This is a genomic window from Algoriphagus sp. Y33 (assembly GCF_014838715.1).
In the GTDB taxonomy this organism is placed as follows: Bacteria; Bacteroidota; Bacteroidia; order Cytophagales; family Cyclobacteriaceae; genus Algoriphagus.
The window spans coordinates 3,081,220-3,096,813 of the sequence record NZ_CP061947.1 but is presented as its reverse complement, the minus strand read 5'-3'; the positions used below and the strand labels follow the sequence as shown (position 1 = coordinate 3,096,813).

Genomic DNA, 15,594 nt, shown 5'->3' with positions numbered 1-15,594 from the left:
CTTCGATGGAGGAACTTTTGTTGCCAGTCAGGCTCAAAGAAAATAGCCTTGAAATTTTGCCTTTCATTTGTTTTACAAATATGAAAATAATGTATTACATTTATATTTGTAAATATAATAAAGGGACTTATGAAAGGGTATCATTTGGGAGAATTAGAAGAATTGATTCTACTGACAGTAGGGATCTTGGATCAAGAGGCTTATGGAGTCGCTGTATTGGAAGAGATCAAAAATCAAACGGGTAGGAAAGTCAATATTTCTGCAATTCATACAGTTTTGAACAGATTGGAAGAAAAGGGTTTTTTGAAATCCTATATGGGAGGTGCTACCGAAGAGAGGGGTGGAAGGCGAAAGCGGTTATTTACACTTTCGGCTACAGGCAGATCGGCTATCGAAGAAGTCAAAAATCTGAGAAATAAACTTTTTGATCAACTTCCTCCATTGGCTTTGGACTTTTCCCATGGATACTAAATCCAAACATTTACCTCCCAGATGGCCGGATCGCTTTCTGGAATTCTACTGCAATCCCGACCGATTGGAGCAGATACAGGGAGATGCGCATGAACTTTTCTATCTGGATCTGGAAGAAAAAGGCTTAAGGTACGCCAAGTTCCGATTTCTTATCCATGTGTTCAGTTTTTTCAGGTGGGGCAATATCAGACGTACAAAAACCACTTATCAGTCATTTAACCAAGGAGCTATGTTAAAGAATTATTTTAAAATCGGCTGGAGGAATCTCGTTAAGCAAAAAGGCACGACGTTCATTTCTGTGTTTGGACTGGCCTGTGCGGTCGGTTGTTGTATGGTAGCCTACTTGTTTATTGCCCAGATTTGGTTCAAGGGTATGCTTCAACCGAATAAAAATGAGATCTATCAGCTGACCTATACTGCTGAGGGTGAAAATGGCTTGGTGACGTATGGAGCTGTTGCAGAACCGATTTCTGAGTTTATCCCTGAGGAACTGAGCCACGTGAAAAAGCATACACGAGTCTCTAGGGAGTTCCCCATTTTGATTCAAAATAATGAGAGCTACAGGGGACGTTCCTTATTTGTAGATCCTGCATTTATGGACATGTTTGTTTACCGGATGGAATACGGATATCCGGGAGCTTTGAGGGAGCCAAATCAGGTGATTTTAACGAAAGGGCTATCTGAAAAGCTCTTTGGAGATACACATCCCATAGGCCAGGAACTTTCTTTGGTGGTCAATGGGCAAGAAAAACTCTATAAAGTTGGTGGTGTCTTGGCTGATCTGAAAGATATGGATATGTTCAATTTTGACCTTTTGGTAAATATTGAGACACATCCATCTTCTAGTGCTAATTTATCGCTTAAAGATGCTTGGGAATCAGAGTTGTGGACGTTTGTCCAATTGGAAAAAGGTACCAATCCAAGCGTACTGAATTCCGGCTTAGCCGTACTGAAAAAGCAGCAAAACCAGATTAATCCTGAGAAGCCTTACCAAAAATTGGAAGTAGTTGCCTACACGGATTTAGTCTATAAAATAGGTGAAATTGAAAATGGAGTAAGGGATTTTTTGGGATTGGCTCCGCAGATTCTTCTTGGAGCTATAGGGCTCTTTATTCTGATTTTGGCAATATTTAACTACATCAATATATCCGTGTTGATGGCTTCGAGAAGGCTGAAAGAAATAGGGGTACGAAAGGTGATCGGAAGCAGGAAAAGTCAGCTTGTATTTCAGTTTCTGAGCGAAAACCTTATGGTCTGCTTTTTTGCCATTTTGCTGGGATGTCTTTTTGCAGGTTTTATTTTCCTTCCGGGATTCAACGATATCGCTTCTAAGAACCTCAAAATTGATTTGCTTAATGATCGGTATGTCTGGATGTTTTTGGGAGGGATGCTTCTATTTACTACGCTAGTTTCCGGATTGTATCCTGCTATCTATGTTTCCTCTTTCAAGCCAATCAGCATCCTTAAAGGCAACCAGAAGATTGGAAGCAAAAGTTTCTTTACCAGCGTATTGCTGACTTTCCAGTTTACCCTTGCGATCATCAGTATTGTGGCCGGAGTGGCTTTTGTCCAGACAAATTACATCAATGCAAACCGGGACTGGGGATATGACAGTGGGGATAAGATTTTTGTGAATGTACCTAGCGTGGAGGATTATTTGCCTCTCAAAAACAAACTTTCAGTACTTGCATCAGTCAATGAAATCAGTGGAAGCCAGGATTACATAGGTAGTTGGATCCGGGAAGATGAGTTGGTTTATGAGGAAGAAACGTATGAAATCATGCTGTTGAATGCAGAAGCTACCTATCCTGATGTAATGGATTTGAAACTGAAGGAAGGTCGGATGTTTAATCCGGAGCTGATTTCGGATACGCAAGAGTCGGTCATTGTAAATCAGACATTTCTCGATCAGCTTGGATTGGAGTTTCCTGTCCGGAAAAAGATTGAGTTGGATAGTTCTAGCTATACTGTAGTAGGAGTGGTGGAGGATTTTCATACTGTTTTCTTCCAAAATGGAATTGAGCCCATGGTGATTCGGGCTTCTCAGGACACCACTTTCAACTACCTCACCTTAAAAATGAGCGCCGGGACTGCTGCATCATCTATAGAAGCAGTCAAAAAAATATGGCATGAAACTGTCCCAAAAGGATTATTCACAGGGGGATTGCAGACAGAAGTATTTAATCGAGAGAAAAAAGATGTACAAGGAGTAAGTACTATTATCCTGTTTTCAGCTATCCTGGCCGTTATCCTGGCTGCATTGGGTCTGTTTGGCTTGGTGTCGCTGAATATGGGCTCACGTATCAAGGATTTCTGTGTAAGAAAGGTTTTTGGTGCCGCTATGGGTGATTTATCCATAAAGGTTGCCAAGCGATACCTAATTATTTGGGGGATAGCTTCCGTTTTGGGTACGGGGATATCAATTGTACTGATTTCTGCCTTTTTAAACAGCTTTTTTGCTTTCCATGCCGGGGTTGGAGTAATTCCTGTCGGTTTAGGATTGTTAATTCTGCTTTTGGTAATTGCCGTGACGGTTAGTACACAGATTTGGAAAATAGTGAAGGCAAACCCAGCCGCGATTTTGAAAGCAGAGTAGGAACTCGCGAGCATGGGAAATGCATCTTTCGGCATTAACTAATGAGTGCTAAACAAAACATACATTACATGATATCCGTAATATCCCTTCAGGACAGCCATTAAGATGGTCTCTTCAATTTGTCTGTTTCCGAAGATAAACTGTACATGACTTCTTCAATTATGATGATCTACTGGATAAATCCAGCATAATTCAGGGAATACGTCTGCCATTCTGACCACTTCCCCCTTTGGCATGCACCTTGACCTTTTAGGAAGAACCTTCGTATTTTGAAGGTTCTTCTTTTATTTTAGCATAAAACAGACAGCCCGGCTGTCATTCTGTCTATATGAGCCAATTCGAAAATTCTGTGTTTCAAAACTTGATGGTCGGTGAGTTTGCCGGTGAGGGAGATCTGATCCAGCTGATTACCGACGAAGAGGATGATGCACAAGGAAAGGAGATCATGGATGAAGAGATTCCTATCCTTTCAGTACGAAACACAGTCCTTTTTCCCGGGGTAGTAATCCCTATTACAGTCGGTAGACAACGGTCCATCCGTCTGGTCAAGAAAGCGCAAAAAGGAAACAAAATGATAGGAGTGTGTGCTCAGATCAATCCTAATATTGACGATCCGGGATGGGAGGACATCTACCAATTCGGTACAGTTGCCAAGATTATCAAAATGATCGTGCTTCCGGACGGAAATACCACGATTATTATTCAGGGTAAAAAGCGTTTCAAAATCAGTGAACAGATCACTGACGACCCGTATTTCATAGCGAAGGCGGAGTATTTGGAAGAGAATTTTCCCAAGAGCTCCAAGAAAATCCAGGCACTTGAAGAATCCCTAAAGGAGTCTGCCACACGTATCCTTCACCTTAACCCGGAGATTCCACGCGAAGCCCAGGTTGCTTTGGATAACATCGACAATACTCCTTTCCTTACCCATTTTCTCTCCTCCAATATCAATGCTCCGGTAGAAGCAAAACAGCGTCTGCTGGAAATAAATGATGGAGTAGAGCGGGCGACACTTTTGCTTGAATTTATGATGAAGGATATCCAGATGCTGGAACTGAAATCCGAGATTCAGAAGAAAGTCCATACTGACATTGATCAGCAGCAGCGGGATTATTTCCTTCGTCAGCAGATGAAAGTCCTACAGACCGAGCTTGGTGATGAGGGACCCGAGAAAGAAGTGGAAGATTTGAGAGTTCGCGGAGCTATGAAAAACTGGCCGGCTGAAGTGAAAAAACACTTTGAAAAAGAGCTGGATAAAATCCTTAGAATCAACCCTTCTGCAGCTGAATATCCCATAGCGCTCAATTATGCAGAAACCATGGTGGAATTGCCTTGGAACGAGTATACCCAAGATAATTTTGATCTGAACCATGCCAAGAAAGTCTTGGATGGCGACCACTTCGGGTTAGAAAAAGTCAAGGAAAGAATCATTGAATACTTGGCAGTATTGAAATTGAAAAATGACCTTAAAGGTCCGATTCTCTGCTTGTACGGACCTCCGGGTGTAGGTAAGACTTCTCTGGGGAAATCCATTGCAGCTGCGCTGGGAAGAAAATATATCAGAATGTCCCTTGGGGGCATGCACGACGAAGCGGAGATCCGTGGTCACCGTAAGACCTACGTGGGTGCAATGCCGGGGAAGATCATCCAAAATATGAAAAAGGTAAAAATCTCCAATCCGGTGTATGTGCTGGATGAGATTGATAAGCTTTCCTCTGATTTTCGGGGAGATCCTTCTTCTGCGTTTTTGGAAGTGCTGGATCCGGAGCAAAACAACGCTTTTTTGGATAACTATCTGGAAGTGGAATATGACTTGAGCAAAGTGCTTTTCATTGCTACGGCCAATTCACTGGATACGATTCAGCCTGCATTGCGTGACCGTATGGAAATCATCGAGGTTACCGGCTACACCCAAGAAGAGAAAGTAGAAATTGCCAAGCGTCACTTGGTGCCTAAGCAGAGAAAAGAACATGGGTTGAAATCCAAGCAAATCACCTTTGACAAGGCTGCCTTGGTAAAATTGATCGAAGATTATACCAGAGAGTCCGGCGTGAGAAGTTTGGAAAGAGCGATAGGAAAAGTAGTGAGAAATATTGCCAAATCCATTGCCATGGAAGAGGAGTACAGTCCCAAAATCACTGCTGCTGCTGTCAGGAAAATATTGGGCTCTGAAATATTCGACAAGGAATCATACACGGATAATAGTATCGCGGGAGTAGTTACAGGCTTGGCATGGACAAGTGTGGGTGGTGAGATTTTGTTTATTGAAACTAGCCTGAGCAAAGGAAAAGGAAAACTTACACTTTCGGGGCAGTTGGGCGATGTGATGAAAGAATCGGCGATGACGGCGTTATCCTACCTGAAATCCAAAGCTGACAGATTGGGGATCGATCATAGAGTGTTTGACCAATATGACCTTCATATACATGTCCCTGCGGGAGCTGTTCCAAAAGACGGGCCTTCAGCCGGCATCACCATGCTCACTGCGATGGCTTCGGTGTTTACCCAGCGAAAGGTGAAAGCCAAAGTGGCCATGACCGGTGAGATCAGTTTGATCGGAAAAGTAATGCCGGTGGGCGGGATAAAGGAAAAAATACTTGCTGCCAAGAGAGCAGGAATCAAAGAAATCATCCTTTGCAGTAAAAACAAACGGGATATTGAGGAAATCGATGAGCAATATGTGAAAGGTGTGGAATTCCATTTTGTGAATAAGGTGGAAGAGGTGTTGGAGATTGCCTTGCTCAAGACTAAGGTCGAAAATCCACTGCATTTCAATCTGCAGTCAGAAAACGGAAAAGATAACAAATAGGATACATGCTTCCTTTTTGGGAGATACTTTCCTTTAAATAACATACCTAATTAAAGCCCAGACCTAGAGTGACCACCACGGTCTGGGTACATTTTAACCTAACATCATGGAAAAAATACTTTCGCTGACTCCGAGACAAATCGTCGCCGAGTTGGATAAATATATTATTGGGCAAAATGACGCAAAACGGAACGTTGCTATTGCCCTGAGAAACAGAATTCGCCGACTGATGGTGAAGTCCGATATCCAAAAAGATATCGTACCGAACAATATCCTTATGATCGGATCTACCGGAGTAGGTAAGACTGAAATTGCCAGAAGATTGGCAAAAATAGCCAATGCACCCTTTACAAAGGTGGAAGCTTCCAAATTCACAGAAGTTGGTTATGTAGGGCGTGATGTGGAGAGTATGGTACGGGATCTTGTGGAGCAGTCGGTAGCATTGGTGAGAGAGCAGAAAAATGAGTCGGTGAAAGCGAAAGCTACTGAAGCTGTGGAGGAAATAATCTTGGATATTTTGATTCCACCGGTGAAAAGTGCCGGTTTTACACGTGCTATTTCTGTAGATACCGATGAGAATGCTGAGCCAAGCAATGATGCGGAATTAAACGAAAGAACTCGTGAGCGATTCAGAGAGAAGCTTCGTGACGGAGAATTGGATGATCGCAAAATTGAAATAAACGTCAAAGCCGGTTCGCCGATGGGCGTAGGGATGATTGGAAACGGTATGATGGATGATGCCAGTATGGCAGGTCTTCAGGATATGATTTCCAACATGATGCCTAAAAAAACCAAAAAGCGAAAGGTTAGTATTTCTGAAGCAAGAAAGATTTTGCTTGAAGAGGAAATGTCCAAGTTGGTTGACTTCGAAGAAGTGAAGGAGGAAGCGATCCAACTTGCCGAAAATAACGGAATCATTTTCATAGATGAGATAGATAAGATCGCATCCAAGTCCGGTAAAAATGGCGGTGGCCCTGATGTGAGCCGTGAAGGTGTGCAGCGGGATTTGCTTCCTATTGTAGAAGGATCGGCGGTCAATACCAAATACGGTGTGATTAATACTGACCATGTGTTATTTATCGCAGCAGGAGCATTCCATGTGGCAAAACCTTCGGATTTGATTCCGGAATTACAAGGAAGATTTCCTATCAGGGTAGAGTTGCAAAGCTTGACACAGGAGGATTTTTCAAGGATTTTGAGAGAGCCCAAAAATGCTCTTACCAAGCAATATCAAGCACTGTTTGAGTCAGAGGAAGTGTATCTTGAATTCAATGACGAATCTATCGAGGAGATCGCCCGATTGGCATTCCTGATCAATCAGGAAGTGGAGAATATCGGGGCAAGAAGACTTCACACAGTCATGAGTCATCTGCTCAATGATTTCTTGTTTGATGTGCCTGATACCATTACTGCCAATTCCAAAATTATGGTAACCAAGGAAATGGTAGCAGAACGATTGAATTCCCTTGTACAAAACAGAGATCTGTCCCAGTACATTCTATAAAATTCAATATCATGCAGAAATCACTTCTTATACTTACTGGTCATAGCAAGGGACTTGGGAGAGCTATTCTAGATGCTTATCTGCAACATGATGAGTTTGAAATCATAGGCATTTCCAGAACCAAACTTGGACTGGCTAATCCCAATCTCACCGAAATCAGCATTGATTTTGGTGAGATTGATTTATTGGAAACTGAACTTCCTAAGTTGTTCCCTTCAGGAGATTACAAGGAAATTATACTGGTTAATAACGCGGGATTGATAGGGGAGATCAAGCCTGTTGGTAAGCTTCAATTGGACAGTCTGAGAATTCAACTCAATGTCAACGTGCTGGCTCCCATGTATCTGATGAATGCTTTTGTGTCGACTTTCAAGAATTCTGCAGCACAAAGGATTATTTGCAATATCAGTTCCGGGGCTGCTTCCAAACCGGTAGAAGGCTGGGGAGGATATTGTAGTACCAAAGCTGCGTTGGCAATGTTTACCCAAGTAGCGGCTAAAGAAAATGAAGAGATACGGTTTTTTAGTGTTGCCCCGGGAATAGTAGATACACGGATGCAGGGTGAAATCAGACAGGCTGATGGATTGGATTTTCCCCAAATAGAGCGATTCAAAAACTACAAGGAGAATGGGGATCTTGCTTCACCGGAATCAGTAGCGTCAAAGATCAAGTACATGCTGGAAAATGAAAGCGGGTTTCAGGAAGTAATCCAGGATGTCAGGAGCTTTGAATTGCCGATGTAGCTACTGGGACTGCGATTTAACCACAGTGGGTACAGCGTTTTTCGCGGAGGTCGCAACTAGCTGGTTTTAACCATTCGTCTGCTACTATTTTGATGGAACGTGAAGTGTCTGGTTGAGTAACAAAAATAAATTTAGAACTCACTAAAGAATAATGACTGTAAGGGATTTAGGAACAAAGTTGGGGTCACCCTGAGCACCTGACCGACGAGAGTCGGGAAGTACGAAGGGGCCTCGATTTCGCTCGGACTGACACAACATTTGCATACTTATTTAAATTCTGTCATCGGTAGCAGCCAGTCTGCCGAAGGCATGAAAGTCGAAGCCTTTTTTTGAGTAGCCAAGTTTTTTTACAGAGGTGGCATTTAGTTTTTTGTTGGTCTGGATGTTATGTCCCGAACATCGATGCTCAAGACTGACACACTGCAACTGATCAGTTCTCATCAGATTTAACCACAGGTGTATGCTGAGTTTTTCGCAGGTGTATGCTATTACAATCTTGTATCCTTATGGCTTTTCCAAAGTTCGAAACTTTGGAAAAGTGCAACTGACCAGACCACTAATTCCTTCTCGCTTCTCACCATATTTTACTACTTGCTTTCCACCATACCCTACTTTATCACCCTTTCTTAGGGTAATCAACAAACCAGAATGTTGAGTTTTCAGGACGTAGGTTTTTCCAATGGTCTGTATGCAGGAGCAACCCGTATTGTCCTGAGGTGGGGAGATTGTCCAAGTTTCCTCCGAAATACGCTATGAAATCATTCATTCCGGGATTGTGTCCTACCAAAAAGATCAATTCATGGGAATCGTCTTGTTTTTGAATGCATTTCAGCAAAACACTGTAAGATGCATGGTAGAGATTAGTATCATATACCACGTTAGATTTAGGCACAGCCAATACTTTAGCGAGTATTTCGGCTGTTTGGGAAGCTCTTGTGGCGGTGGAGCTTAAGATCAAGTCGGGGAAAATTTCTTTTTCCCTTAATCGAGACCCTATTTTAGGCACATCATTCAAGCCCCTAACCGCCAAAGGTCTGTCGTGATCGCTCAAATTAGAGTTGTTCCAGGCGGATTTTCCGTGTCTGACCAATATTATTTTCTTCATTTTCTGAAAACAGGAATGATTATTTTGTTTTTTTTAATCGAATATTTACATTTAACTCTCTTTCAATTCCAATTTATCACAATTTATTATGTTTACCGGAACAGTAAAATTTTACAATGAAGCCAAGGGGTTTGGATTTATCGTTGACGATGAGTCTCAAAGCGAAGTATTCGTACACGCAACCGGTTTGGTGGATCAAGTCGCACAGAATGACAAAGTTACTTATGACATCAAGGATGGCAAAAAAGGACCAAATGCTGTCAATGTAAAAAGAGCTTAATAAAATCTTTTTTGTTTGCGAGAATCAATCCTCTGGAGACTAATCTTCAGAGGATTTTTTATTCTCATCATCAGAATTGCTTTTTAGCTTAGAATCAGGAGTTGTCGGACTTATGTCTTCTCCGGGTTTTGAGATTTTTTCCTGCCAATTGGAAGGGACACTTTTTAGATAAAGATCCCTTTTTGGAAATGGAATTTCAATGTTGCTTTCAGCGAATTTCTCGAAAATAGCATTCATTACCTCGCCCCTCACATCTATCCAGATATCTATACTTTCTACCCAAAATAGCACTCGAAAGTCCACAGAACTATCGTTGAAAGTTTGCATATAGACACGTGGTGAAGGGGCTTTAAGTATTCGGTCCCTTGTCAACACTTCTTCTAACACGGATTTCACCAGCTTCATGTCAGATCCGTATCCTACTCCAATAATCAGTTCTACTCTTCGCTTTTTATCCGAAAGTGTCCAATTAATCAAGCTTTGTGATAGCAAGTCACCATTGGGGACCACTATTTCGGAACCGTCGTATGCTTGGATTTTACTTGCCCGTATTCCTACATCTTTGACCGTACCTGCATTTACGCCTACTTGGATTTCATCCCCGATCTGAATGGGACGTTCGAAAGCTAGGATCACCCCTGACACCAGGTTGTTTATAATTGTCTGCAAGCCAAAACCAATACCTACCGACAAAGCTCCCAACACGATTGCTATTTTGTCGAGAGGGATTTTGGCGGCGGTCATCCCTATAAAAAAACCTGTAACCAACACCGCCAGACGGATTAGAAGGATGGAACTTCCCAATCGTTGTTTTCTTGAAGTTGCCGTTTTCTGATCTTTGACTGAAGCAAAGTAGGCGATGTTATTTGCCAAAAATGTAGACACATAGAGTATAATAATGAAAAGAAGAATACTTCCGAACTGGAATACAGTGTCTCCAAGTGTACGGTCTTGACGCAGAAATTCCGAGAACCAATTATAGATTTCGTCAAAATACCCCAGGTGCCAGATTACTCCATATACCCATGTCGCAGTAGCAAATATGTATAGAAAACCTTTCATTCGCTTCTGCAAGTCCTGAAAGTCAAAATAGGAGGTAAATACATCATTCTCTTTCTTGCTGTGTTCTATAAAAAGATAGATGGCTTCTAGAAATACATTGACAAAAAGGAATAACCCTATACCACGATAGAATAGGATGGCTCCTGTGACAGAGTAGGTCTTTGATAGGTTAAACCTCCCCATAACATTGGCTATGAATGCAAATCCTTCTATCGCTATCAGAAATACAGCGAGGTACTTTATCAGCGTATGGTATTTCTCTTTACCGGCAATGGTATGCCTTAAAAGTAAAACCCCCATTCCCAGAAAAAGCAAGGAAGATAAAAGTATGTACCATCTTTCTTGGTAAACTACTTTCCAATTCAAACTGGTAAGTGCCAATAGTAAGTAGGGGAGAAGAAAGGCAAACCAGATTTTATTGAAATATTCACCAAACTGCTCTTTGACAAGAAGGCTTGAAGCCACCACCATGGAAAACGAGAGGATTGAAATAAAAACCAAGGGCGGTCTGTTGAATATAATCAAAAATATAGGAAGCAGAATTAGTAAGGTGGAGGAGAATGTATGTCTTTTGAAATATTTGACACGGTCAAGAATAAGGGAGGCAAACTCTTTTTGCTTGCCTATCTCGTTGATTGTGGATTTGATTTTGAGATATATAAGAATCAGTATAATGCTGCATATTAAAAAAACGTACCCGCTCCGTACCATATACGCTTTCATCAGTTTTGCATTGAGCCCAACTGAGTCTATGGCTACAGAAGACAGATTGGTTAGTTCAGGATAATTAATAGGTTCCCAAGGGTAATTGATCTCCTTGGTCCAATAGAGTCTGTCGAGCCTCTTCTTGCTCTGGGACAGGTATTGGTTCAAAGTCAGAAATACTAAGGTGTTTTCGGAAACTCTGGCTTGAAATCGTGCGGTAACAATTTCCTGCTCCAGATAAATACTATCAACTGTCCGCAAAGATTTTTTTAACATGTTGAGCTCGCTGTTGATAGCCGGGACCAGCGTAGTATCCCGAAGGGTCATGGCAAAAACAGAGTCAGACTTTATGGCATTCAACCTATTGCCTACTTCAGAGAGCTTATCGACTCTTTCTTGGATTTTTTTTTGGTAGGTGTTATTTAAGTCCCCAATAGTAGATACCAGGTTCTCCATGCCTACCAAGTAGCGATGATTGAGGTATTGTGAGTCCGCTTCAGTCTTATTCTTTATCATTTTAGCCGCTAGATGGATTTCCGGCAGCTTTTCAGACATTTCTGCAGTATCCAATTGGTCAGAGAGTACTAGGTTTAGTCCATTCAGGTCAAAAGCGTAGCGTTGCACCTTACTTATGACTTGGTGAAGTATCGTTCCGGCGGATTTACTTGTTTTAGCAGGTATATTTACAGAATCGGTGTAATTAAAAAGGGTATCAAAAGTTTCGGCAATCGGGTCTGCTGTGGTGTTATTTGAGTTGTCCCCTTCCCCTTGGGCTAGCGAAAAGGAGGGAACAGCGAGAATAAGAACCAATAATGTTAAAAAGCACTTCATAAAATCAAATTTGGGCTTAATATATGGAAAATCGATCTAAATGAGCAGCCGTGGGGTATCAAGCTAGGTAGAATGGAGTAACTCATCCTGCTGAAGTCAATTCTTTTCTTTACAAGGATGCGTGTTCTATATTGTCGGGTATTAAACCCGCATTATGCATTAGCATTTCTACGCCACGGCGTACAAGTTATTGCGACCAATAATTGCTTCAAAATCAGTCACCGCGTTGCAATTTTCGACTTCACCATATCCGCCGCGGCGGACTTAGTCTCCAAACAGCCTGATTTTAGTGCAATTAATGGTCTCTTAACGAAACCTAATGCAAAATCCGGATTAAACCATAGAAAACATCGGGACGTATAGCTTGTTAAGGGTAGAGATTGTCTATTACGGAGTGGTAACTTTGATTTGTATGTTGGATCTGCTGGAAAAGCGGTTAAATCATGTTAATTTGGTGCTGTAGCCTCTTTTTCAGGTGTAATATTTGGATCTATTTCAGCTCCATCCTGTTTAAATACTTATAAAATAAACCTTAAGAAATATGAGCAAAAAACAATTCTTTCTGGGAATGATTCTTGCCTCGTTGATTGGCGGAATTGTCGCTTTGGCGGGCGTGAGTTTTCTTTCCCAACCGCAAAATGCAACCACCTTTGATGAGAAGCAGCAAGCCAGTTTTGTGAATTTATTATCGGGGGAGAATTTCACTATCCCTGATGGGATCAATTTTGTTGCGTCTGCTGAGACAGTCACTCCGGCGGTTGTCCATGTGAAAAGCAAAGTAGCATATACCGGTGCAGGGAGAACGCAACGGGATCCATTGCAGGAATTTTTCGGGATTCCACCTCAGGGAGGAGGGGGGCCGACCCAAAGGGCTATGCCTATTAGTTCGGGATCAGGTGTAATTATCTCCTCAGATGGTTATATAGTCACTAATAATCATGTGGTGGATAAAGCGACGGAAGTAGAGATTTCTCTCGAAAACAACAAAAGATATACGGCTAAAGTCGTAGGGACAGATCCCACTACAGATCTTGCTTTGCTGAAAATCGAAGATACCGGACTTCCGTTCGTGAGATTTGGTGATTCTGATAATACTAGAATTGGTGAATGGGTATTGGCGGTAGGGAATCCCTTTGACTTAAATTCCACGGTGACCGCCGGGATTATTTCGGCAAAAGCAAGAAATATAGGTATACTCAGAGATGTAGAAAACAACTTGTCAGTGGAATCGTTTCTTCAAACTGATGCGGTGGTGAATCCCGGTAATTCCGGTGGAGCATTGGTGAATCTGGCCGGTGAGCTGATTGGTATTAATACTGCGATAGCCTCCCAGACAGGGACTTTCAATGGCTATTCATTTGCCGTACCAAGCACATTGGTGAAAAAGGTGATGGATGACCTGATGAAATACGGTACAGTACAGAGAGGTCTGCTCGGAGTTAGCATCCAAAATGTAAGTCCTGAGCTTGCTGATTATTTAGAGGAGGAATTTCCTGTAGAGCGAGGTGTGTATGTAGGAGGAGTGAATGAAAATAGCGGTGGAGAAGAGGCTGGTCTCAAAAAGGGAGATATTATCATCAGTGTGGATGGACGTATAACGAACAACGTAGCACATCTTCAGGAAATGGTGGCAAGAAAACGTCCTGGAGATAAAGTAGAAGTGGAATATATCAGAGGTGGCAAAACATTTAAAACCCAAGCTACTTTGAAAAATTTTGCCGGGGATACAGATATAGTAAAAAGGGAAATACCAAAAACCTATGAGTTTGAAGGAGTGGCATTTGAGGATGTTAACGATAAGGTAAAAGATTATCTTAAGATTAACGGCGGAGCAGTAATAGCAGGCGTCAACAGTGACAAATGGAGAAAATCAGGCGCAAAACCGGGTTTTATTATCACTTCTGTAATTACCGAAACGGGACGGGTGAAAATATCAAATGTGGAAAATCTGCTTGAGGTATTGGAAGCTGTCAGCGGTGAATCAATAGTCGTTCTGGGGATGTTTCAAGATGGAACAGAATATTATTTCGAGGTAGATTAATTGATTTTAAAAATTAAATTAAACAGGCCGGTGATAAGTCATCGGCCTGTTTTTTTGCCATTTTCTTTAGCGGGATAATTATTTGAATGGGATTCCCTATTTTACTTCTTAAAATCAAACCCTTAACCGATGAAACAACACATAGCCATTTTAAGCTGCTTTTTTTGCCTTATTATAATGAGCACGGATAGCTTCGCTCAAAGTTTCCTGACCACTATTTCTCCACAGGGAAAGCAGCCCTTGGTAGGGATTTCTGCTGAACGTCTGGACAGGATAGATCAAATGCTGAATGAGACAGTCCGTTCTAATCAAGTCCCAGGATTGGTAGCATTAATCGTAAAAGACGGCAAGATTGTCTATCATGAAGCCAAAGGCCTGGCGGATGTTCGGTCAAAAACAGCAATGGCGAAAGACCAAATTTTCAGAATAGCATCCCAGTCAAAAGCAATTACTTCCACAGCGGTAATGATGCTCTGGGAAGAAGGGAAGTTCAGGTTGGATGATCCTATTTCCAAGTACATCCCCGAGTTTGCGGATCCACAGATTTTGACCGGATTCCGTTATGGAGATTCCTCTTATTCTACCTCACCTTCACCTCGGGAGATTACCATCAGGCATTTGCTTACCCATACGTCCGGGCTGGGGTATGGGGTGATCGACGGTAATGAGCAGATGAAAATGATTTATCAAAAAGCCGGAATAGTGGATCTATTCACCACAGAGGAAGTTACAATCAGCGATAATATCAAAAAGCTGGCGAAACTGCCCCTCCATCATGAGCCGGGAACAAAATTCACCTACAGCGAGGGGCTGGATGTGCTGGGCTATTTTATTGAAGTGGTGTCTGGAATGCCCTTTGACCAATTTCTCAAAACCCGGATTTTTGATCCTATGGGCATGAGCAACACCGGCTTCTATCTGACAGATAAGCAAGGTGAAAAATTGGTTACTATCCATCACAAAGTAAATGGGGAGTGGGAGCCTTTCCCTGTTACCTTTTATGATCCTGATTATCCTAAGACCGGCGCTAGAACTTTTTTTTCCGGAGGGGCGGGACTTTCTTCGACTACGGAGGATTATGCCAAATTTCTTCAGATGTATCTTAATGGCGGAGTGTATAACGGCACAAGATTTCTGAGTCCAACTACAGTGCAGGCAATTATGAGTAATCAAGTTGGAGATTTGCTCGGTGATGGAGGGAAGGACTATGGATTGGCGTTTGGACTTGTAGATGAAAAAGGAGTTGCTCAAGGGGGAATCGGAAGCTTGGGCACCTTCGATTGGGGAGGCTATTTCAACACCCAATACTTCGCCGATCCGGTGACTAACACGATCGGGATTGTCATGAAGCAGACTCAAGGTGGTACAGGGGATGAATCCGGATGGAAGTTTCGACAGATGGTTTTTTCAGCAATAGAATAAAAAAGAGGCTGTCAAATCTGAGACA

At 42.1% G+C, this 15,594-nt stretch carries 10 protein-coding genes; 8 read left to right on the top strand and 2 right to left on the bottom strand.

Annotated elements, in window-relative coordinates; genetic code table 11:
• The first annotated feature begins 129 nt into the window (after positions 1-129).
• From ID165_RS12425 to ID165_RS12405, 5 genes are all read left to right on the top strand, one after another.
• Positions 130-471, top strand: a complete 342-nt coding sequence (locus tag ID165_RS12425; RefSeq protein ID WP_192351044.1) for a PadR family transcriptional regulator — start codon at positions 130-132, stop codon at positions 469-471.
• Positions 461-3,067, top strand: coding sequence for an ABC transporter permease (locus ID165_RS12420; RefSeq protein ID WP_192351042.1), 2,607 nt, complete (start codon positions 461-463; stop codon positions 3,065-3,067). Before ID165_RS12425 ends, ID165_RS12420 begins: the two co-directional genes overlap by 11 nt.
• A gap of 328 nt (positions 3,068-3,395) precedes the next feature.
• Positions 3,396-5,876, top strand: a complete 2,481-nt coding sequence (gene lon / locus ID165_RS12415; RefSeq protein WP_192351040.1) for an endopeptidase La — start codon at positions 3,396-3,398, stop codon at positions 5,874-5,876.
• Between the two features lie 106 nt (positions 5,877-5,982).
• Positions 5,983-7,380: an ATP-dependent protease ATPase subunit HslU gene (gene hslU / locus ID165_RS12410; protein WP_192351038.1), complete on the top strand. Its 1,398-nt coding sequence runs from the start codon at positions 5,983-5,985 to the stop codon at positions 7,378-7,380.
• 11 nt (positions 7,381-7,391) lie between these two features.
• Positions 7,392-8,123: an SDR family NAD(P)-dependent oxidoreductase gene (locus tag ID165_RS12405; protein ID WP_192351036.1), complete on the top strand. Its 732-nt coding sequence runs from the start codon at positions 7,392-7,394 to the stop codon at positions 8,121-8,123.
• Between the two features lie 616 nt (positions 8,124-8,739).
• Here ID165_RS12405 and ID165_RS12400 read toward each other — a convergent pair.
• On the bottom strand, positions 8,740-9,228 hold the full coding sequence (locus tag ID165_RS12400; RefSeq protein ID WP_192351034.1) for a histidine phosphatase family protein: 489 nt from the start codon (positions 9,226-9,228) through the stop codon (positions 8,740-8,742).
• A gap of 88 nt (positions 9,229-9,316) precedes the next feature.
• On the opposite strand from ID165_RS12400, the gene ID165_RS12395 reads away from it, so the two are divergent.
• Positions 9,317-9,508, top strand: a complete 192-nt coding sequence (locus ID165_RS12395; RefSeq protein WP_057935595.1) for a cold-shock protein — start codon at positions 9,317-9,319, stop codon at positions 9,506-9,508.
• A gap of 39 nt (positions 9,509-9,547) precedes the next feature.
• On the opposite strand, the gene ID165_RS12390 is transcribed toward ID165_RS12395, so the two are convergent.
• Entirely contained in the window at positions 9,548-12,106 is a 2,559-nt protein-coding gene (locus ID165_RS12390; RefSeq protein WP_192351032.1) for a mechanosensitive ion channel family protein, read from the bottom strand.
• Positions 12,107-12,647: 541 nt separating this feature from the next.
• Here ID165_RS12390 and ID165_RS12385 point away from each other — a divergent pair.
• On the top strand, positions 12,648-14,147 hold the full coding sequence (locus tag ID165_RS12385) for a S1C family serine protease (RefSeq protein WP_192351030.1): 1,500 nt from the start codon (positions 12,648-12,650) through the stop codon (positions 14,145-14,147).
• A 129-nt stretch (positions 14,148-14,276) separates the two neighbouring features.
• Positions 14,277-15,569 (top strand): serine hydrolase, encoded by a 1,293-nt coding sequence (locus ID165_RS12380; RefSeq protein WP_225587112.1) that lies wholly within the window; start codon positions 14,277-14,279, stop codon positions 15,567-15,569.
• Positions 15,570-15,594 lie beyond the last annotated feature (25 nt).